A 20,570-nucleotide genomic window follows, 5' to 3' on the forward strand; every position below is an offset into this window, starting at 1 on the left:
TCTCTATCTTAACGCCGCAGAGCGCGAGCGGGTTAGAGCACCTGCAGAACGACGACGGTCTCATCGTCAAAATGGTCGGCGCCCGCCTGGAAGCTATCCACGGCCCTGAGGACAGTGTCGACGGTTTCCTTCGCCGTGGTCGGATTCGTCTCCTGCAGAAGAGCACAGAGCCGGTCCGTTCCAAACATGGCATGCAAGCGATTTTCCGCGTCTACTATACCGTCCGAGTAGAAGACGATGACGTCCCCAGGCTGCGTGGACACGGTGAACTCTTCATAATCCGCATTCGGAAAGAGACCGAGAGGGAAGCCTTCGGCCTGAATGGCGTTGGCCGAACGGTTCTCTCCGGTCCCAGTGACAAAAAGCGGCTGTACCGAACCTGCATTGGCAATCTGGAGCGTCCGATTTTCTCCGTTCCAGATCGCGAAGAGCATAGTAACGTACTGGGCGTCCAGGCGGCGTTCCTGGAGTTGGTCGTTCATCGCTGCCAGCATCGCACCCGGAGAGAGATGCTGGGCCGCCAGCGAGCGCAGAATGCCACTCACGAGAGCCGCGTAGAGAGCTGCAGGAGCAGCCTTTCCACTTACGTCTCCAATGGCGATCGCAAGGCGGTTCTCGCCGTAAGGGATAAAGTCGTAGACGTCTCCGCCGATAGAACGAGCAGCGAGAAACTCCGCCGCAATCTCGGCGTTGAGCATGGCAGGAGCCGCCGCTGGAAGAAGGCGAAGCTGCACCTGGCGAGCCATCTCCAGGTCGCGTTCCATCCGCTGCTCGTCTTCGCGAATCCGCTCGTACAGGCGAGCGTTGGTGATGGCAATGGCAATCTGCCCGGCCAGCGTGGTGAGCGTCCGCTGATGATCTTCGTTGTAATAATTCAGACGCGTGTGTTCGAGATCGATCACGCCGATCACATTGCCTTTGTAGATCAGGGGAACCGCGAGTTCGCTGCGTACGCCCTCGTTCGCTTCGATGTAGCGAGGGTCTTTGCGCACATCGGAGGCCAAAATGGGTGCGCGATCCTTGGCTGCATTTCCAATGATGCCCACACCGAGCGGCGCGTTCCGCTCTCGCGAGACGACCTCTCCATAACGCGTCGAAAATCGGTGGACAAACTGCTGCTGCGACTGGCTCCAGAGCAGGATGGTGAACATCTGGAAGTCGACGACCCGCTTCAACAGGGTGCCGATCCGTTCCAGAAGGTCGTCCAGATCCAGAATGCTGGTCAGCTCGCGGGAAATCTCGTTCAGAACGGTAAGCGTCTGGGCCTGACGTGAGACGCGCGTGTAGAGCCGGGCATTCTCAATCGCAATCGCCATGCGCGAGGCAACGAGTTCCAGCAAGCGCCTCTGGTCGTCCGTGAAGTTGGACGGCAACTCGGATTCGATATCGAGGACGCCGATGACCTTGTTTTTGACAATCAAGGGCACGGCGAGTTCGCTGCGCACCTCAGGGTTGGCATTGATATAGTTCGAGATCTCGGTGACATCGTCAATCCGTATGGAAGCCCGGCGCTCAGCGGCTTCTCCTACTACTCCCTGGCCTATCCTGATGCGCATCCGCTCGATCTCTGGAGTGTGGCCCACCTGGAAGCGCATCCAGAGTTCCTGCGTACGGTCATTGAGGAGTAGAACGGCAAAGATGCGGTAGTCCACGACCGCGCGCACCAGATCCGCAACGCGGTGCATGAGCGTCTGCAGGTCCAGCGTTGTGTTGAGGGCGTCTGCAAGGCGATGCAGAAAATCTGTATGGCTGGCTTCAATACGGATGTTCGGAGACACCGGTGTGTCGATCGCCGCAGGACGGTAATCTCCTTCGAAATCAGCCACAACCTCTGATTTCGACGCGTCGCTCTCTTCCGGCAATGGACGGTTCGGTGTCGTGGATGAAGAGAATCTACCCATCGAATCTAGTAGCCCGTCGCTTGTGTGGAATTTGCGTCCGTCTTGCCCGAAAGTTCATGCACGATGCGGACACTGGCGGAGGCACCGATACGCGTTGCTCCGGCTGCGAGCATCGCACGCGCGTCTTCCAGGGTACGAATGCCGCCCGAAGCCTTGACCCCGGCCCGCGTACCCGCAACGCCACGCATGAGTTGAATGTCATCGGCCGTCGCGCCGCCGGTGGAGAAGCCTGTGCTGGTCTTGATAAAGTCTGCGCCTGCGGAGATGGCAATCTCTGAAGCGCGAAGTTTTTCCTCAAAGGTAAGAAGGCAGGTCTCCAGAATGACCTTCAGAATAGCGCCACGATCATGCACCAGAGAGGCGATCTGTGCGATCTCAATTTTGACTGTTTTGAAATCTTCCGACTTCAATGCACCGATGTTGAGCACCATATCGACATCATGCGCACCGATCTTCGTCACGCGGTCTGCCTCATCCAGCTTGGAACTTGGAAGCGATGCGCCGAGAGGGAAGCCAACTACAACGCCAACGGGCACGCCCGTACCCTTTAGAGCCGAGATGGCTACTTCGGTCCAGAAGGGGTTGATCATGGCACAGGCAAAACGGTATTCGGCAGCTTCCGCGCAGATCTTTTCCACCTGCGTTCTGGTGGCATCTGCTTTGAGCAGAGTGTGATCCAAAACAGCAGCCAGCGATCGAGCCGAAGAGAGGGCCTGTGCGCTGAAAGCGGATGCGTCGAAAACGATCGATGTTGCGGCCATATAAATCCTTCCAATTCCGCGCACGTTTTGCGTGCGAGGTACATGTCCATCCTATCGCTGTGAAGAGGATCGATGCTATCAGGCAACGTGCCTGGCAAACTTAAACGCCGCTTCCAGGTCGTCCCGAAGGTGACGGAAGAGAAGGTCCCGCGTGGCGTGATCACGGGCGCGAAGGACTGCAGAGGGATGCACCGTCGCCATAACGTGCTCGGCAAAAGGAGTTGACAGAATCTTCCCGCGGTCGCGCATCAGGCCGAAGGTGCCTCCGAGGATCGATTTTGCCGCCGAAGCTCCAAGGCAGAGAACGATCTTTGGCTTGATGGCATCGAACTCGGCCAGAAGCCAGGGGCGACAGGCAGTGATCTCTGACATCCTTGGATTCTTGTGTAAACGGCGCTTTCCATTCCTCACAAACTTGAAGTGCTTGACCGCGTTGGTCACGTAGATCTGGGCAGGATCGAGCGAAATCTCCGCAAGGGCGCGGTGCAGGACCTCTCCGGCAGGATCGACGAAGGGCTTTCCCTGCAGGTCTTCCTGATCCCCGGGCTGTTCTCCCACCAGCATGATGGAGACGGTTGCCCGTCCGGCACCGGGAACGACCTGTGTCGCGCACCGATAAAGCTCGCATCCACGGCAGTGGGGCAAAGCTTCGCGAATCGCCGTGAGATTGTGTTTGGCCGGAACGAATGGGGCCGCTGTGCTGATTCCACTCTCTGACTGCACCATCTGGTCACTCCGCATTTAGTATAGCGAAGAAAAGGCGAATTTATGAGGTCTCGTTCTAATGTCCCGCATCTTCGGGGAAGAGACGGATATCCGGCACATTACGGTACTTTTCCGCATAATCCATGCCGTAGCCGATGACAAACTTGTTCGGAATCTTGAAGCAAACGTAGTCCGCTTCGATGGGAACGAGGCGTCGTTCTGGCTTGTCGAGGCAGGTGGCGATCTTCAGCGTTGCAGGCTTGTGCTGCAGCATCAACTTACGGAGGTAGCTGAGGGTCAGACCGGTATCCAGTATGTCTTCCACAAGAATGACGTGCTTCCCCTCGATGGGAACGTCGAGGTCTTTGATGAGTTTGACTGCCCCCGTCGTAGTCTTTCCTTTGCCGTAGCTCGAAACCGCAACAAAGTCGAAGGTATTGTCCACTTCGATAGCGCGGGCGAGATCGGCCAGGAAAATGGCCGCACCTTTGAGGACGCCGACCAGAACGATGCTCTGGCCCTTGTACTCCTCCGTAATCTGGCGACCGATCGCAACGACGCGGTCTGCGATTTGATCGGTTGTGAAGAGGATTTCACACTGCGAGGCGGGGACAAAAACGGGCGAGGACATCTCCCAAGGATAAAGGAATCACGCGTGAGGAAATCAGGAACCTCAAGCTTTATCGAAGTGAAGCACCTGCGCCTTCTGCTGGGCCTTGAGAACCAGTTCTGTAGCCAGAAGGGTTGCAACCTGATCCTGTGCGTGATGCGTGCGATGGACCACATCCGCCACGAAGTTGTGGCCAAAGGGAAGCTCGACGTTGGTGCAATCGATATAGCGCGACTCTTTCTGATTGACGACGAAGAGATGGTCCGCACCCGGCCTTCCCGAAATGTCGATGTACTTGCGGAGTTCCATATAGCCGTCGGTTCCGAGGACAAAAAGACGACCATCGCCCCAGACAGGCAAGGCGGCGGGGGTAAACCAGTCCACGCGGACGTAGGCGGCACCCCCGTTGCCGTGGATCATCATGTCGCCGAAGTCCTGGAAGTGGGGGTGTTCTGGATGGTTTGTGTTGGCAACCTGCGATGCTGCGATGTCCGCCACGGTAGAACCGGTGAAGTTGAGGAACTGGTCGGCCTGATGGGAACCAATGTCGACAAGAATTCCGCCATAGTGCTTCGTATCCCAGAACCACTCCGGGCGAGGCACGTCAGCCGCCTTGTGCGGCGCGATATTGATGGTCTGAATGACCCGGCCGATAGCACCAGCCAACATCAGTTCCTTGGCCTTGATGACGGACTTCACCTCCAGGCGCTCTGAAAACATGATGGCGAAGATGCGGCCTGTTTCTTTGACAGCCCGACGAACGTCCTCCAGTTGAGCGAAGGAGATTGCGCCGGGTTTATCCGAGAGGAAATCTTTGCCAGAGTGCATGACACGGATGCCCAGAGGAGCGCGCAGGTCGGGTCGAGGAGCTGCCGCGACGATTTGGATCGATTTGTCGTTCAGAATCTCTTCTTCGCTGCTGGCGCGCTTGATATCGCCAAACTTCTTGCGAAAGTCAGCGATTTGCTGATCATCCTTTGCGTAGACGCTTACGAGTTGCGCGCCTCCTCGGAGCAGCGCCGCTGTAATCCCGAAGATATGGTAGTGGTCGAGACCGATGACGGAGAAGCGGACGTCGTACTGTGGCTGTGCTGCGGGGTCGAATTCTGGCGATGCGATCTCATGCACGATGTGACCTTCGCCGCTGTGCATCGCGAAAGCCGAGGCAGGCAGAGCACCCATCATGCCTGCGGAGGTCATCGTTTTCATGAAGTCGCGGCGATTCGAACCTTCGATTCTGGCCATCGTGTCGTTTCCTCTTTTTGTATCAGTGAGATGCCTCTTTATAGCGTCCGAACGACGCGTTGGGCAAACGCGGTATCCTTGAAGACGACGCTATGCTTCCTTACCTTCATCTTGGATCGTTTGAACTTGGGACTTTTGGTCTCTTACTTTGGCTCGCAGCAGTAGCAGCAGCATGGGTACTGCATCGCAACTTTCAACGGAATGCCGTAACGGCGGACGCAGTCTCCGTGGTGGCCCTTGTGATGCTCGCGGGCATTCTTGGCGCGAAGGTCTGGCACGAATTGCAGGATCCCGCTGCTCTGCGGGAATCGATGCGGCAGATCGCAGTTCCGGGATGGCACCATCCGCTGGACGTCGCCATGGATTCCCTGAGTTGGTTTCGGGCCGGTTTCGCATGGTTCGGTGGCCTGGTGGCCGGTGTTGCCATGTTGTTGTATCAGGGACGGGTTTTGTATGACGGTGTGAGAACAGGCGCCCTGCGCATGCTCGATTTGGCGGCCCCCGCAGCGGCCATTGGCTATGGGGTGGGACGGATCGGCTGCCTGACCTCAGGCGACGGAGATTACGGTAAGGACACGACCGTGCCGTGGGGCGTGCACATCCGTAACGATGCTTTGGATCCGCCAAGGCCAAATCCTCCGGGGTTGTTGGTGCATCCGACGCCGGTATATGAGTTTCTGTTTGCCCTGGCCCTCGCCGGGTATCTCTGGTGGCGAGGCAAGAAACCACAGCCAATCGGTCTACTGACCGGCGAGTACCTGCTCCTCAGCGGCATCGGACGGTTTCTGGTGGAGTTTCTCCGCCGCAACCCCCCCCTGTATTGGGGAATGAGCAACGCCCAGGTCGCATCGATCGGATCGGCGGTGGTGGGTCTGCTTGTGATCGTCTGGGCACGGCGCAAGGCTGTGGTTGTTTCAACCGTAGCCGTCTAAAGGTGTTTCAGGAACGCCTTGGCTTCCGCGAGTTGCGGGAAGAGGCGTTCTTCGGCCTGAAACTCCCGCGGATGCACGCAGCGACGGCCGTTCTTCACCTTGACGGGGTGCTTGAGGTGGAGCATCTCGTGATACAGCAGGTACTCAATCGCATAGCGGGGAACATCCACACGGTCGAAGACCCTGCTGACGACGATCGTGTTGTGCGCTGCATCGTAGTGACCAAGCAGACGGCGCGCATGATGGCCGCTCCACGTCAAAACGGGTTGACCCAGCAGACCATGGAAGAACTGGTGGTTCAACTTGTCGAAGACTTCTTCCAGGTCGTAGAAGTGTCCCTTGGGGGGTAGAAGTCGCTTCCGTCCCCGCTGCTGGCGAATCTGCTCCGATTGCTTGCTGACCGTCTCCGACGAAACGTAGCGGCGATAGCGGTCGTTGTGCGCTCGAGAGATGGGCTTCTTGTAAAGTTTGGCAATCAGAATATGCGCGATCGCATGGTGCATATTCTCAGGGGCTGTCTCAAGAAGATCGGATAACCGCACCTGCAATTTACCTTCGCGCAGACGGATCGTGGTGTTGAGCGAGGTAAATCGACGAAAGCGAATATCAAATTCAGGCATGGGGGCGCGAGGACGAAGCTCGCGATATTCCATCTGAAAGATCTTCTGGAGCGGAGACCCGTGGTCAACTCCAGCGGGCCGAGACATTGGCTTTTTGCGCGGGTCCGTTTTTCTGGTGGGAGAAACAGGCAATGGGGCAGGCGCTTCAACCTGCTTGGTGATATTGCCGAAGAGCGTATGAAGGAAAGAAGGAAACACAGCTATAAAGCAGTGTACGGTGGGTCAGCGCTTCTCTTCAACGGGCGGATGTGGATCTTCCTTGGCAGGAGGGTGCTCCTTGAACCAAGCCTTCTGCTCCGGGATCAATTCTGTACACTCTTTGTGGATATCGTCCACAGCGTCGAGGGCAAGTCGGCGCTGAACCTCGTACGCAGGATTCTCTTCGGGCTGCTTGAGGATGGAGGTCCAACGCTCTACCGCATCGAGAAGTTTTGGCAGCGATTTGCGCAGATCGCGGTGACCGCGATCGTAGTCTTCGAGGTTGTCTTCGAGTTCGATCGCAATCCCAGCAACTTGCTCAATCGCATCATGTAAATCTTCTGTTTTGCCCGCCTGATAGCGCTTCGAGACGAGGTCCTGGATACGCGCAATGCGGCTGTCGATGATCTTCTGAAAGACCAGAACGCGCGACGCGGGGAAATAGGCCACTTCGCGCAGAGATTCCACTTCGGCTTCAGAGAGATGGTTCTGACGCGCCTGTGCTGCAAGAGAGGGTTCGCAGCAGTGTCCGCAAGTAAGAACGAACAGAAAAATGAGCAGACGCTGGCGCATAGACCTCTAGTGTTCGAACATCTTCGAAAGGAGTGAATTTTGTGCGTCGTTCAGTCGTTTCAAAGTAGCTTGCAGACGGGGCTTTATATCGCTGGGAGAGGCGCGCAGCATATCGGAAAGTCGACGCCCTGTAGCGTGCATTAGCATCTCAGCTTTCTTCATGCCCTTGCTCTTATCCGAGATTTCGCTCTCGATACGCGCCGAGCATGCCTCGACCTTTTCCAGCGTGACGGATGCCTGATCCAGGTCGCCATTCTGAATCTGTCGGCTCGCCATCAAGGTGAGCTTATCGGCGAGTTCGGTGTAGAGGTAGGGCTTCTCTCGGGGATTCGCTTGGACGGCGCGAACTTCAAGATCCGCGACCAGGCGCGCATCCGGCGTTAGATCGATGGCGGCATGGCAAGGCATGCTCGCTGCCGCGAGCACTGTCATACAGAGAAGTTGTAGAGGGAAATGGGGGACCGGTTTTGCGACTGCGACCTGCATAGCGCACCTCCTACAGAGGGCTTACTTTGCGTGTTCGAGGGCCAGGATGCGGTGTTTTGCTTCCCACTCCTCGTTGGGATAACTGCCGTTTGCTGCCTGAAGAAACTGGCGGTAGAGGTCTACCGAAAGTTTCGTGTGATGCAATCTATCATGTGCAGTCGCCGCAAGGAAGAGGGAAGACGCAGAGGGCGGCGCAATACTGTTACGGATGGATAAAGCTTGTAGTGTGGTAGCGGCATCCTGGTTTGCCGAGGCGGCAAAGGCAAGATGGGCAGCAGCTCCGGCAAGCGATTCCTTTGAGGAAAAGGCCTCCGGACGGGCGACCGCCTTCTTCAAGACGTCCTCAGCCTGGGCGAACTGCTTGTTTCGCATCAGCCCATCGCCGTAGTCGTCGAGAAGCTCCACGTCGCTCGGCGCAGCCTTGAGCAGGGTCTCGTAAATCGAGATGGATTTGTCTGGAGCTCCGGTTTGAACGTACAGCCTGGCTAGCATGCGCGAGACGTTGGGGTCTTCCGGGTGGGCGGTGTGAGCTGTTTCCAGGAGAGCCAGAGCCGCTTCCGGCTTCTTTTCCGCGCCGTAGATGCTGGCAAGCTGCGTCGAAAGGGTGACGTCGCCGGGATGGGTCTCTAACGCCTTGTTGAGCGTGGCTTCAGCGTCAGTGAATCTGGCTGCGCGGGCTTGCAGTCGAGCCAAGCCGATGCTGGCCTCGATCTGGCCCGGAGATTCGGTCAAAACGCGGCGGTAGACGGTCTCGGCATCCGCGCTATCGCCTGAAGAAGATGCGATCTGCGCGGCAAGCTCGCGGTCGTCCGGAGTTTCGGGTGAGAGCTTGAGAGCCTGCAGCAGTTCATCGCGGGCTGCGTTATTGTTTGTGCCTGCATCCAGCCGGGCGAGGGCGCGAAAAGCCATGCCCTTATTGCTGGGGTCGCTTACCGGGGTGCGTTCCGTGGCGGCAAGCAACTGCTCGCGAGCCTCCGCCATCTTGCCTTGACGAGCCAGAAGAAGACCCAGGGCGAGGCGGGCTTCAAACTGGCTTTTATCTGCAGCGATAGCTGAGCGATACGCCGTCTCCGCAGCGGCTTCCTCCTTCAAGGATTCGTCGGCGAAGCCAAGGTCATAAGAAGCACGGGCATTCTTCGGATCGCCTTTCAGGACGGCCTGCAGCAGATCGCGGGCCTTGGCCGCTTCGTTCTTCTGCAGCAGTTCCTCGGCGTTCTGGATCTGTTTTTGCTGCTCCTCGACGTCTAGGGCAGACCGCGTTCCCGCAGGGAGCTGCATCTGCGCGAAGGAAGTGCTGGCGACGAGGAGCAGCGTAGCGAAGATCTTCAAACTTTTCCTTCCAGGGCGAGTGCGAGCCATTGTCCGGTATACGACTCCGGAATGCGGGCGATCTCCTCGGGTGTTCCAACGCCGACGACCATACCGCCCGCCGCGCCGCCCTCGGGCCCCATGTCGATGACCCAATCCGCAGACTTGATAATGTCCATGTTGTGCTCGATAACAAGAAGAGAGCCGCCACCATCGATGAGCTTTTTGAACGCCGTCAGCAGTTTGCCGACGTCCTCAAAGTGGAGACCGGTGGTCGGTTCGTCCAGGATGTAGAGCACCCGGCTGGCGACCTTGGTAGGAACACCGCGCGTAGTTGACGCTGCGCGAATCGTCGCAAGGTGCGCGGCCAGCTTGACACGCTGCGCCTCTCCACCGGAGAGCGTGGTCGCGGACTGCCCGAGACGCACATAGCCCAGGCCGACCTCGTCAAGGACTTGCAGGCGGTCTACGATCTTCGGATGTCCGGCGAAGTAATGAAGCGCGTCCTGCACCGTCATATTCAGGACGTCATAGATGTTCTTGTTCTTGTACTTCACTTCGAGGATGCCGGTTTTATACCGCGTGGCGTTGCACTCTTCGCAGGGAAGTTCGACGTCCGCAAGGAACTGCATCTCGACTGTAACTGTGCCGTCGCCTTCGCAGACGTCGCAACGGCCACCAGGAACGTTGAAGCTGAAGCTGCCTGCCGTGTAGCTCTTTCGGCGCGCGTCTGGTTGTTGCGCAAAGAGTTCACGGATGGCATCAAAGGCCTTGATGTACGTCACGGGGTTCGACCGCGGTGTGCGTCCGATAGGCGATTGATCCACCAGAACGACATCGCGAAGGAAGTGCGTGCCGGTAAGTTCGCGGTAAAGGTTCGCCGTATCTCCACCTTCGCTCTGGCCGAGTGCCTGCATCAGGCCACGGTAGAGCACCTGGTGCACGATCGTGGATTTGCCCGAGCCGGAGACGCCGGTAACGGCGACGAGCATGCCGAGGGGGATCTCCATATCGACGCCGCGAAGATTGTTGGCGCGCGCACCCTTGAGCTTCAGCATCTCACGGGATGGCTCGCGGCGATCGCGCGGGATCGGAATGCTGGTTCTTCCGGAGAGATAGCGTCCGGTGATGGAGTTGGGGTTATTGCTGACCTCTTCGACCGTTCCTTCGGCAAGCAGCTTTCCACCCAGTTCGCCCGCGCCCGGCCCGAGATCCAGCAGACGGTCTGCAGCACGCAACACATCGGGGTCATGCTCTACAACGAGGATCGTGTTGCCCAGATCACGGAGAGAATGCAGAATACGCACCAGCTTTGCCGTATCGCGCGAGTGCAGGCCAATGGATGGCTCATCGAGTACGTAAAGTGCGCCGACGAGCTTTGACCCAAGCGACGAAGCAAGTTGGATGCGCTGCGACTCTCCGCCGGAGAGCGTGGAACTGAGGCGGTCGAGCGTCAGGTACTCCAGGCCCACCTCTTCGAGGAAGCCTGTGCGCTGACGCACCTCTTCAAGGATCTTGCCAGCGATCTCCGCCTGGGAAGGCGAGAGTTGCAGACTGTCAAAGAAGGCGCGTGCGGCTGTAATCGTAAGCGCGCCAACCTCGCAGATGTTCTTGTTCTCTAAAAGAACAGCGCGAGCCTCCGCACGAAGACGCTGCCCCCTGCACTCCGGGCACGGCGCATAGCCGCGATACTTCGAAAGAAAGACGCGGACATGCAGCTTGTACTTTTTGCGCTCCAGGAGATTGAAGAAGCCACGAATACCGGAGAATCCACCTTCGCCCTCCCAGAGCATCTCCTGCTGCGCCGGAGTCAGATCGAACCACGGCACGTTCACGGGGATCTTCTTCTCTTTGGCGAAGCGCTTCATCTCGCTGTGCATGGGGCGATACTTTGGCTTGACCCATGGATCGATGGCGCCGTCGTCCAGCGTTCGTGCAGTGTTCGGAATGATCAGGTTCGGATCGAAGTCGATCGTATTCCCAAAGCCCTGGCAGCGTGGGCATGCGCCAAAGGGGTTGTTGAAGCTAAATAGGCGTGGCTCCGGTTCGCGGTAGGCGCGGTGGCAATTCATACACTCAAATGCAGCAGAGAATCGGATTCGCTTTGGTTTGGCGTCCTCGCGCGGAACCGTAAGAAACTGGACTTCACCCGACTCGCGATAACCGGTCTCGATGGCATCGACGATGCGTGAGCGCACTTCAGCCGAGACTGCAAGTCGGTCGATCAGGACAAAGATGGGCTCGTTGAAATCAAGTTCGAGCAGGCTCTCCGGAGTGGAGAACTCAACGATCTTTCCATTCTGGAAGAGGCGGTTATAACCACGCTTGCGCAACTCCGCCAGACGTTCTTTCAGTACATCGCTGATGTCCGGTAACGCTGCAGCCTTGGTGCTTTTCTTTGTGGCTGCCTTCTTCTTCGCGGGCTTCGTCTCTTCTGGAGGAAGTGCAAACTCCTGCATCGGCTCGATCTTGATCTCGGCGCGCACGATGGGGAAGAGAGCGTAAAGGCGCGTGCCTTCGCCGAGAGAGATGACAGAGGTGGCAATCTCATCCACCGTGTCGCGCTTCACGATGCCGCCGCAGTGCAGGCAGGTGACCGTGCCGCAGCGCGCAAAGAGCAGCCGCATGTAATCGTAGATCTCCGTTGCGGTGGCGACGGTGGATCGCGGATTGCGCGTCTGATTTTTCTGCTTGATGGCGATGGCCGGGGCAAGCCCGTCCATGAAATCGACATCCGGCTTTTCGATACGTTCAAGAAACTGCCGCGCATACGCAGAGAGCGATTCGACGTAGCGTCGCTGTCCTTCCGCATAGACCGTGTCAAAGGCGAGCGAGCTTTTGCCGGAGCCCGAGACGCCGCTAACGACCGTCATCGCACCGTGTGGAATGTCGACGTCCACGCCCTTCAGGTTATGCGTGCGTGCTCCACGGATGACAATCTTGTCGTTTGCTCCTGCGATCATGCGGCCTCTGAGGTTGCGGTGGGACGGGGCCAGAGGATCTCGATCATGAGCAAGGTGGCTCCAATGCAGATGCAGCTGTCCGCAACGTTGAAGTCGGGCCAGTGATAGTGAACGATTGTCACTTCGAGGAAGTCGATGACGTAATGCAGCCAGATACGGTCGTAGAGATTGCCGAGCGCTCCACCGAGGATGAGCGCCAGACCGAGAGAAGCGGGACTCCAGTCACGACCCATTCGCCAGATCATCACAAGAACTACAGCGCTGGCAATTGCGGAGAAGACGATGAGCCCCCAACGCACGAGGAGCGGCGAAGCCGCATCGCCAAACATACTGAACGCCGCACCTGTATTCAGCACGTGGGTAATACGAAAGACGTGCGGGATCACCGTGATTGCAGCGCCGAGTTGAAGGTGTGCTGCAACCCAGAGTTTCGAGATGCGATCCAGCACAATCGCAATGGCAGCGATAAGGAGTAGCCAGCCGCGCGCGTCGCGCCGCTTTGTGTTGTCTACGACAAGATGCATTTAGGCGTTTGCCTCCGCAGTCATGGGCTCAAAGCCCACAGCTTCCAGTGCAATAGCGCAGCGCGCGCAAACGGATGGCCAGCGGCTATCTGTACCCACATCGTGGGTGTAGCGCCAGCAACGATCACACTTGGTTCCAGTGGCTGGTGCAGTCGTCGCAGAAGAGGTCTCCGCGGCACTCACCTCAACTTCTGAAGTGTTGAAGAGCTCCGGAAGCGCAGCGATGTGATGAGTGACAGCATCTGCTTGCGAAGAGTCATAGCTGAGGTTGACCTTCGCTTCGAGCGCCTTACCAATCTGTTTTTCCTTGCGTGCGGCTTCGAGGGTCAGAAGTGCCTTGTCGCGCAAGCTGAGGAGTGTCGCCCAGTGCCCGATGAGACGAGAAGTATCGCCAGGAGCGAGGTCTTCCGGCTTGGGGAAAAACGCAATGTGCACGCTACTCTCACGGCCTTCGACGGGAGGCATGTGCTCCCAGACTTCGTCCGCTGTGAACGAAAGCACTGGAGCAGTGAGGCGTACAAGCGCTTCGGTGATCTTCCAGATCGCCGTCTGTGCACTGCGCCGTTCGATGGATTTCGGCGCCAGCGTGTAAAGCCGGTCCTTCAAGACATCCAAATAGAAAGCGCTGAGTTCTGCGTTACCAAACTCGTTGATCGCGTGATACGCACGATGAAACTCAAAGGCGTCGTACGAAGCGCGAACCTTTTTCACCAATTCCGCAGCGCGGGCCAGCATGTATTTGTCCAGTGGCTGCATATCGTTCCAGGCGACCTCATCTTCAGCGGGAACAAAGCCATCCAGATTTCCCAGAAGGAAACGGAAGGTATTGCGCAGCTTCCGATAGATCTCTTCGGCGAGACGCTTCATCAAAGGGACCGAAGCGATCACGTCTTCGCGGAAGTCGACCGACGCCACCCAGAGGCGGACGATATCTCCGCCGAGTTGATCCATCACGGCGACAGGATCGACACCGTTGCCAAGCGACTTCGAGAAGGCGCGACGCTGTTCGTCCAGTGTCCAGCCCGAGGTTGCGACGTACTTGTACGGCGCGATATCGCGGATGCCGACGGACGACAGCAGGGAAGAGTGGAACCAGCCGCGATGCTGGTCGCCGCCCTCTGTGTAGAGGTCGGCAGGGAAGCGAAGCTCAGGTTCCGTCTCCAGCACGGCGTTCCAGCTCGCGCCGGATTCAAACCAGACATCCAGGATGTCCATCTCCTTGCGGAATTCGGTGGAACCGCAGGTGCCGCACGAGGTTCCGGCAGGCAGAAGCTCCTCCGCTGGGTAGCGATACCACGCATCCGCACCTTCCCTTTCAAAAAGGCTGACGGCGGTCGCGTTGATCTTTGCGTCCTGCAGCGGCGCACTGCACTTCTGGCAGAGGAAGACCGCAATCGGCACACCCCAGATACGCTGACGAGAGATGCACCAGTCCGGGCGTGTCGCGATCATGTTGCTGATCCGTTCCTGTCCCCAGGATGGATCCCAGGTCACCTTGGCGATCTCGTCGAGCGCCTTCTGGCGATACGTCGTCGGCAGGCCATCGACGGTCGTAACCGGCGTCTCCATGCCGATAAACCACTGCTCCGTGGCGCGATAGATGACAGGCCGATGGCAACGCCAGCAGTGCGGATAGCTGTGCTTGATATCTTCGCGTCCCATCAACGCGCCGCGTGTCTTTAGCAACTCGATGATCGGCTCGTTGGCCTTGTGGACGTTCAGGTTGTCGTACTCCGGCAGGCCGTTGCGCAACCGCCCTGCGTCGTCAACATCGCAGGCCTGCGACAGAGCGTACTTCTTACCCGTGGCAAAATCGTCCGGGCCGTGCGCCGGGGCGGTATGCACGGAGCCGGTACCCTGCTCCAGTGTGACGTAATCGGCCATGACGCCGAGGATCTCGCGATCTAGAAACGGGTGCGCAAAGGTGGCCCGTTCGAGGCGCGCACCGGTGAAGCGTGCGATCTCGACGGCGTCTTCCAGGTGACAGGCGATCTTGACCGCATTCACGAGTTCCGCCGCGACGATATAAACGGCTCCGTCGGTATTTTCCAGAGCAGCGTATTCCAACTCAGGATGAAAAGCGATGGCCATGGAGGCCGGAAGGGTCCAGGGTGTAGTCGTCCAGATCAGGCCAAACACCTGCTTGCCCGCCAGACGGCCATCGAGTGCTCCAGCGTCGCTGGTCAGGGCGTACCGCACGTAGACCGAAGGCGAGGTGTGCATCTCGTACTCGACTTCAGCCTCGGCGAGAGCGGTTTTGTCGTGCATGCACCAGTACACGGGACGCAGCCCTTTGTAGACGAACCCTTTTTCGTAGAACTCATAGAATGTGGAAAGGATCTTCGCCTCGTAGGCGTCCGTCATCGTCAGGTACGGGCGCTCCCAGCGGCCCAGAACTCCCATGCGGACAAACTGCGAACGCTGAAGGTCGACATATTTCTGCGCATATTCACGACACAGCCTGCGAACGGTCAGGCTGTCCATTTCGAGCTTTTTGCGGCCAAGTTGCTCGTCGACCTTGATCTCGATCGGCAGGCCGTGGCAATCCCATCCCGGGACATAAGGGGCGTCATAGCCCGCCATGGTCTTCGACTTCACGATGAAGTCCTTGATGCACTTGTTCAAGGCATGTCCAAGGTGGATCTGGCCGTTGGCGTACGGTGGGCCGTCGTGCAGAATGTACTTTTCCGCTCCCTCGCGCGAGGCGCGAATCTGGCCGTACAGATCCTGTTCCGTCCACTTCGCAAGGCGCGCCGGTTCGTTCAGCGGAAGGTTAGCCTTCATGCTGAAACCCGTCTTTGGCAGGTTCAACGTGTCTTTCAGGAGGCGCGGCTTCGGCGCCTCCCCAGATGTTTTTTGCTGCTCTTCCATCCCATCTCCCATGCTTCAAAGCCCAAGTTTCCATTGTACTTCCCATGGAGGCGGAGGTAACAGAACAGGTACGCGTAACCTTCCGAGACCCTTTTTATGTCTTCTGCGTCTAACGTGGAGACGTCCGGATGGATTTGTTTGTAAAATGTTCGTTGGAGCCAGCAAGTGCTTTTCTGCATGCCGCTCGCCTGTACACTTCGGCATTAGACCGAAGGTCCGGAACCAATCCGGAGGGCGCGCTTAGGTCGTACCAGAGCAGGGAACGGACGTTTCCCCGCGCTCAAGAATGAGGCGATGGCAAATACTTTGATGACTCCTCCCGAAGTCGAACGTGAAGATAAAACGATCGATCGTCATAGTGCAGACTATGAACCGCACCTTGGCGTTGACCCCGAACTTGAGGGCGAAAGCGTCTTTGCGTCGCTCTGGTCGAATCTTCGCGATGTCTTTTTCCCCACAAAGCTACCGCCGCTTCAACTTGAGTCGAAACCGATCGCCGTCGTAGACCGCATGGCGGTCAAACGCGATCCCGTCTCGACCGGCGTTGCTGTAGTCTTCCACGCGCTGATTATTCTTCTGCTCTTTTGGGTGGGTCATCGCATTCTGACGGCACCAACCCCGGTGGCGAAGAAAGTAGCCGCCGTTGATCTGAATGCGCCCGTTCCCAAAGTGATCACCAAACCCTCGCTAAAGGCAATGGGCGGCGGAGGTGGAGCGCATGACATGGCTCCCGTCAGCAAGGGCCGTCTTCCGAAGTTTGCGAAAGAACAGATCGTACCACCGAGCCGTCCTCCTGAGATTCCACCCAAACTCGCGGTAGATCCGACACTGGTCATGCAGCCCAACATGAAGATGACCAATAACAACATGCCGAACCTCGGCGATCCCCGTTCTCCGAACGTCGGTGTCTCGCTGGGTAATGGCGGTCACGGTGGCATAGGTTCTGGCAACGGATCGGGCCTCGGGCCGGGTGAAGGCGGCGGTACGGGTGGGGGAGTCTTCCAGATCGGCGGCGGAATCTCCGCACCGATTCTGGTCTATCAACCCGATCCCGAGTTCTCCGAAGAGGCCCGCAAGGCCAAATTCCAGGGCGAAGTGCTCGTAAACCTCGTTGTAGACGCGACCGGCAGGCCGACGCGTGTGCGAGTGATTCGACCGGTAGGGATGGGCTTGGATGAAAAGGCGCTCGAAGCCGTTCGCCAGTACAAGTTCAAGCCAGCCCGCAAGGGAACCCAGGCCGTCGCGGTGGAACTGAACGTCGCGGTAAACTTCCAGATCTTCTAGGCGCAGAACGAGAGAAACAAGAAAGAGGCCGTCACGAAACCGTGGCGGCCCTTTCTGCGTCTGCCTGTACTTCGTCGAAGGTCATATTCAGCGCGCTGCTTCCGGTGCGCCGCTGCCAGTCCTCGAACATCTTGCCGTAGCTTTCGGTGAAGCAGGCCTCCGCAGGAACGCCGAGTTTTTCCACCGTTTGCTCAATCCACGCAGGTTCGCCTTCAGCCTCGGCAAAGACGCCGATGGGCGTCTCGTCCAGCACTACCGCGCCGCCGCCGTTGGCATCGACAAACTCGGTGCGAAATTTCTCATAACGAAAGACTGGGCGGTAACCAAGCTCAATGAAGACGGCACCCATCGCTTCGCCGTCTTCGATGGTGGTTTCTGTCTCACGGCGGAACTTGTAACGAAGTGATTCCTGCTCGGCGAGGGCGTCGGTTGGTCGCTTATGGGTGAGCGTCCAGATGTCTCCATACTGCCGTAGCCGCAGCACCTGTTTTTTCCCGCGAAGGGAGCGTTCCTCTGTATCGAACAGGGAATTTCGCTCCATTGTGCGCGGCGTTTTAAGAAGGAAGCCCGAAGCTAGAACGCGGTCATGAAAGGCGCGTGCGTTCGGCACGACGAATTTGAGCTCAATCTCCGAAGCCACCATCCCGTCAGTATAGGAGGTATCCTCAAAACAATGCCTGCTGGAAGGTGCAATACGCTGCAATTGACTGTCGAAGATCTGGATCGCGCCGCCACAATTCTGCGCGAAGGCGGCACTGTGGCCTTTCCAACAGAGACCGTCTACGGCCTGGGAGCCAATGCACTCGACGCGGCAGCGGTGGAAAAAATCTTTGCGGCCAAGCAGCGACCCCACTGGGATCCGTTGATTGTGCATCTCTCCAGCCTGGAAATACTAAGTGCCATCGTTTCTTCGATTTCCGCGCGAGCACGCCTGCTTATGGAAGCATTTTGGCCGGGGCCTCTCACACTCCTCCTGGCACGCAACCCCGCCCTTCCGCTCGCGGTCACTGCTGGGCGAGAACTGGTGGGGGTCCGAATGCCCGCGCACCCGATGGCTCTCGATCTCATTCGCCGTGCCGGAGTTCCGGTGGCCGCGCCCAGCGCCAACCTCTTCGGCCACGTCAGTCCAACCTCGGCAGCCCATGTTCTTGAAGACCTGGATGGAGCCATCGACGCCATCGTAGATGGCGGTTCTACCTCGGTCGGAGTCGAATCCACAGTACTCGACCCCAACACGTCACCCATGATGCTTTATCGCCCCGGTGCCATCACACTGGAGCAGATCGTCGCGGTCGCAGGTCCGACGGTGAGATATCAGCCTGTCGACACTTTGGATGGAGCCAAGCACGAAAGCCTGCCTTCTCCGGGCATAGGCATACGGCACTACGCTCCACGAGCCAGAGTTGTTCTGGTGCAGGACGAAGACGAGCTTCATCGTATCTTCCAGCAAATGAAGACCGAACGTGTGGGTGTTTTGTTGCCGACGGAGTGGAAGATTCCCTCTCAGTCCATTGAAGCGGTAATCTGGGGCTCCTGGAACGACACGACCGCCCTTGCGCACACTCTCTTCGAGGGATTGCGGACACTAGATACACGAGGCGTGGAAATCATCCTCTGCCCTCTACCGCGAGAGGGAAGCGGGCCACTCGCGGAGGCCATCCGCGACCGCCTGATGAAGGCCGCAAAGACTTCCTAGCGGCGAACTCCGGCCATCTCTTCCGCAAACGCGTCCAGAGACAGGGATCGGAGAAGATTGCGGCGCATTCCGCTGCGTACCTGGTCCATGCCGCGCACGGCGCGTTCGATCCATGCAAAGTCGATTGTTCCCGCCATCGCTTCGAGTTCGCCGCGAATATCGACGTTCCGCAGCCGTTCCGGCGTACCGGAGATCAGCATCAGTACATCCTCCAGAACGCTCGACATGGCGCCCAGCATGGCGGTGGTCTTCTGTTGCCCCTCAGCCCCGGCGCGGTAGGTCTCTGTCATGCGGAAGAGCGCGGTATGTTCGCCTTCGAGCGTCGCTCCGCGCAACATCACGAGAGCGTCCGCACGGGCCGCAGAGTAGGTCGCCACATCAAATCCCAACGCCTTACCCACAGCGCCTTGAGCAAGCCTTGCCACTAGGGACCGTTGATTTGGCTTCCACTCCGGACGCCGTTCGGCCAATACCATCTCCAGTTCCTCCGCGGGAACAGCACCCAGACGTACCAAGCCGCAGCGCGACCGGATCGTGGGCAGAAGTTCTCCGGGATTGTCCGCAAGCAGAAAAATATGCGCAAAGTCAGGTGGCTCTTCGAGCACCTTAAGCAGAGAATTCGCCGCCTCTTTCATGAAGGAAGAAGACGTGAAGATAAAGACCTTACGAGGAGCTTGCGAGGGAGCACGCTGCGCCCCGGTGATAACGCGGCGAACCTGTCCGAGCTTGATGAGCAGTTGTGGAGGGTCCGGCGGGATAATCAGCACGTCGGGATGTGTCTGAATAAGTACACGCGTCTCTTTCTTGTCCGTCTCGCGCATTTCTTCGCGGGCGGCAATGGCGGCGTCAATCAGCGGCTGAAGATCGGCAGATTCGGCGATTCGGACGCAGTTATCGCAGACACCGCAGAAGCTGGCGAGCGTTTGCCCGTTGGACCACATCTCCCGGGGCTGCCGCTCGCAGTTCAGTGCCTGCGCCAGCATGATGGCGAGGGTATATTTTCCAGCGCCCGCAGGTCCGCCAAGGATCAAAGAATGGGGAAGGCGTCCGGCGGCGATGGACGTCCGCAGGTTCTGGACTGCCTCATCATTGCCTACGAAATCGGTGAAACTCCCAAGCGCGCCCACATCAACAGCATATACGGAGAGATCAAAAGTGCAGACGGAGGTCCGTAAAGCGATCCACAGTCAGAAGCCGCTGGCCCTCGGGAGCGTCGGACAGCTTCTCGTGCTCAAGGACCCACGTGTTGGCATGGGGAACCAGCACCGCATTCAAACCAGCAGCCAGTGCAGGATTGACGTCGCTCTTGGGTGAATTCCCAATCATCCAGGTTGTTGCAGCTTCGCAGGCATGCCGGTGCCTCAATTCGAGGTAGGCCTCCACATGTTTTTCGCTCAGAACTTCCACGCCATCGAAATAATCTGCCAGACCGGATCGCTCCAGCTTTCTCACCTGCTCCTCTTCTGCGCCCTTGGTCACAAGAAGCAGGCGGTGCCGACCTGCAAGATAGGCGAGCGTCGTATCCACCTCCGGAAGAAGTTCGATCGGACTCTCAGTGATGAGGGCCGTAAAACGATCGATCTCCGTGCGATGTGCTTCGGTCACCACCTCGCCGCTCAATTCTTCAAAGCAGATCACGAGCGACTTGCGAAAGCTGGCGAGACCGTATCCGTGCAGACGGACACGATCATGCTCGATGCGATTGAGATGATCGCGTACCTCATCCGGCGTATGCGTCTTGTGGTCGAGAAAAGTGACAAACGATGCGATTGCGCGGTCAAAGAGATGGTTGTTCTCCCAGAGCGTATCGTCCGCATCGATCATGAGCGTTTGTCCGACGGCTGGCAGGTCGAAAGTAGGCGAGGGAAGCATGCGCATCTGATTCTAGTTGGT

The 20,570-nt window shown here is 58.1% G+C and carries 18 protein-coding genes; 3 read left to right on the forward strand and 15 right to left on the reverse strand.

What is annotated here, in order from left to right; translation table 11 throughout:
* Positions 1-32: 32 nt before the first annotated feature.
* The 5 genes from ACIPR4_RS09350 to ACIPR4_RS09370 all read right to left on the reverse strand — a co-directional run bounded on the left by ACIPR4_RS09350 (position 33) and on the right by ACIPR4_RS09370 (position 5,222).
* Positions 33-1,901, reverse strand: coding sequence for a SpoIIE family protein phosphatase (locus ACIPR4_RS09350; protein ID WP_013568417.1), 1,869 nt, complete (start codon positions 1,899-1,901; stop codon positions 33-35).
* Positions 1,902-1,906: 5 nt separating this feature from the next.
* The gene (deoC, locus tag ACIPR4_RS09355) at positions 1,907-2,662 is read right to left on the reverse strand and encodes a deoxyribose-phosphate aldolase (RefSeq protein WP_013568418.1); all 756 of its coding nucleotides are present in this window, start codon (positions 2,660-2,662) and stop codon (positions 1,907-1,909) included.
* Between the two features lie 78 nt (positions 2,663-2,740).
* Positions 2,741-3,388, reverse strand: a complete 648-nt coding sequence (locus tag ACIPR4_RS09360; protein ID WP_013568419.1) for a UdgX family uracil-DNA binding protein — start codon at positions 3,386-3,388, stop codon at positions 2,741-2,743.
* A 55-nt stretch (positions 3,389-3,443) separates the two neighbouring features.
* Complete coding sequence (gene hpt / locus ACIPR4_RS09365; RefSeq protein ID WP_013568420.1) at positions 3,444-3,998, reverse strand: hypoxanthine phosphoribosyltransferase; 555 nt, start codon at positions 3,996-3,998, stop codon at positions 3,444-3,446.
* 42 nt (positions 3,999-4,040) lie between these two features.
* Positions 4,041-5,222 (reverse strand): Gfo/Idh/MocA family protein, encoded by a 1,182-nt coding sequence (locus ACIPR4_RS09370; RefSeq protein ID WP_013568421.1) that lies wholly within the window; start codon positions 5,220-5,222, stop codon positions 4,041-4,043.
* Between the two features lie 92 nt (positions 5,223-5,314).
* Here ACIPR4_RS09370 and ACIPR4_RS09375 point away from each other — a divergent pair, with 92 nt between their 5' ends.
* Positions 5,315-6,154 carry a prolipoprotein diacylglyceryl transferase gene (locus ACIPR4_RS09375; protein WP_013568422.1) on the forward strand — a complete coding sequence of 280 codons (840 nt, stop codon included), beginning with the start codon at positions 5,315-5,317 and terminating at the stop codon, positions 6,152-6,154.
* Here ACIPR4_RS09375 and ACIPR4_RS09380 read toward each other — a convergent pair.
* From ACIPR4_RS09380 to ileS, 7 genes are all read right to left on the reverse strand, one after another.
* Positions 6,151-6,807, reverse strand: coding sequence for a M48 family metalloprotease (locus tag ACIPR4_RS09380; RefSeq protein ID WP_013568423.1), 657 nt, complete (start codon positions 6,805-6,807; stop codon positions 6,151-6,153). The two genes, ACIPR4_RS09375 and ACIPR4_RS09380, sit on opposite strands and share 4 nt — an antisense overlap.
* A 189-nt stretch (positions 6,808-6,996) precedes the next feature.
* A complete protein-coding gene (locus tag ACIPR4_RS09385; RefSeq protein ID WP_013568424.1) occupies positions 6,997-7,545 on the reverse strand; it encodes a tunnelling fold family protein in 549 nt (182 codons plus the stop codon).
* Positions 7,546-7,551: 6 nt separating this feature from the next.
* The gene (locus ACIPR4_RS09390) at positions 7,552-8,031 is read right to left on the reverse strand and encodes a hypothetical protein (protein WP_013568425.1); all 480 of its coding nucleotides are present in this window, start codon (positions 8,029-8,031) and stop codon (positions 7,552-7,554) included.
* 21 nt (positions 8,032-8,052) lie between these two features.
* On the reverse strand, positions 8,053-9,360 hold the full coding sequence (locus tag ACIPR4_RS09395) for a tetratricopeptide repeat protein (protein ID WP_013568426.1): 1,308 nt from the start codon (positions 9,358-9,360) through the stop codon (positions 8,053-8,055).
* The gene (uvrA, locus tag ACIPR4_RS09400) at positions 9,357-12,302 is read right to left on the reverse strand and encodes an excinuclease ABC subunit UvrA (protein WP_013568427.1); all 2,946 of its coding nucleotides are present in this window, start codon (positions 12,300-12,302) and stop codon (positions 9,357-9,359) included. The genes ACIPR4_RS09395 and uvrA overlap by 4 nt, the downstream gene beginning before the upstream one ends.
* A complete protein-coding gene (gene lspA, locus ACIPR4_RS09405) occupies positions 12,299-12,826 on the reverse strand; it encodes a signal peptidase II (RefSeq protein WP_013568428.1) in 528 nt (175 codons plus the stop codon). The genes uvrA and lspA overlap by 4 nt, the downstream gene beginning before the upstream one ends.
* Positions 12,827-15,697, reverse strand: a complete 2,871-nt coding sequence (ileS, locus tag ACIPR4_RS09410; RefSeq protein WP_013568429.1) for an isoleucine--tRNA ligase — start codon at positions 15,695-15,697, stop codon at positions 12,827-12,829.
* 294 nt (positions 15,698-15,991) lie between these two features.
* Here ileS and ACIPR4_RS09415 point away from each other — a divergent pair, with 294 nt between their 5' ends.
* Positions 15,992-16,981 (forward strand): energy transducer TonB, encoded by a 990-nt coding sequence (locus tag ACIPR4_RS09415; protein WP_144312380.1) that lies wholly within the window; start codon positions 15,992-15,994, stop codon positions 16,979-16,981.
* Between the two features lie 31 nt (positions 16,982-17,012).
* On the opposite strand, the gene ACIPR4_RS09420 is transcribed toward ACIPR4_RS09415, so the two are convergent.
* Positions 17,013-17,624 carry a class IV adenylate cyclase gene (locus ACIPR4_RS09420; RefSeq protein ID WP_013568432.1) on the reverse strand — a complete coding sequence of 204 codons (612 nt, stop codon included), beginning with the start codon at positions 17,622-17,624 and terminating at the stop codon, positions 17,013-17,015.
* Between the two features lie 30 nt (positions 17,625-17,654).
* On the opposite strand from ACIPR4_RS09420, the gene ACIPR4_RS09425 reads away from it, so the two are divergent.
* The gene (locus tag ACIPR4_RS09425) at positions 17,655-18,677 is read left to right on the forward strand and encodes an L-threonylcarbamoyladenylate synthase (RefSeq protein ID WP_013568433.1); all 1,023 of its coding nucleotides are present in this window, start codon (positions 17,655-17,657) and stop codon (positions 18,675-18,677) included.
* Here the strand turns inward: ACIPR4_RS09425 and ACIPR4_RS09430 are convergent.
* Together ACIPR4_RS09430 and ACIPR4_RS09435 are read right to left on the reverse strand one after the other, a co-directional pair.
* Entirely contained in the window at positions 18,674-19,804 is a 1,131-nt protein-coding gene (locus tag ACIPR4_RS09430) for a DNA polymerase III subunit (RefSeq protein ID WP_013568434.1), read from the reverse strand. The genes ACIPR4_RS09425 and ACIPR4_RS09430 overlap by 4 nt on opposite strands.
* Before the next feature lie 22 nt (positions 19,805-19,826).
* Positions 19,827-20,549, reverse strand: a complete 723-nt coding sequence (locus tag ACIPR4_RS09435; RefSeq protein WP_041586597.1) for an HAD family hydrolase — start codon at positions 20,547-20,549, stop codon at positions 19,827-19,829.
* Positions 20,550-20,570 lie beyond the last annotated feature (21 nt).

It is taken from the genome of Terriglobus saanensis SP1PR4 (genome assembly GCF_000179915.2).
Lineage (GTDB): Bacteria > Acidobacteriota > Terriglobia > Terriglobales > Acidobacteriaceae > Terriglobus > Terriglobus saanensis.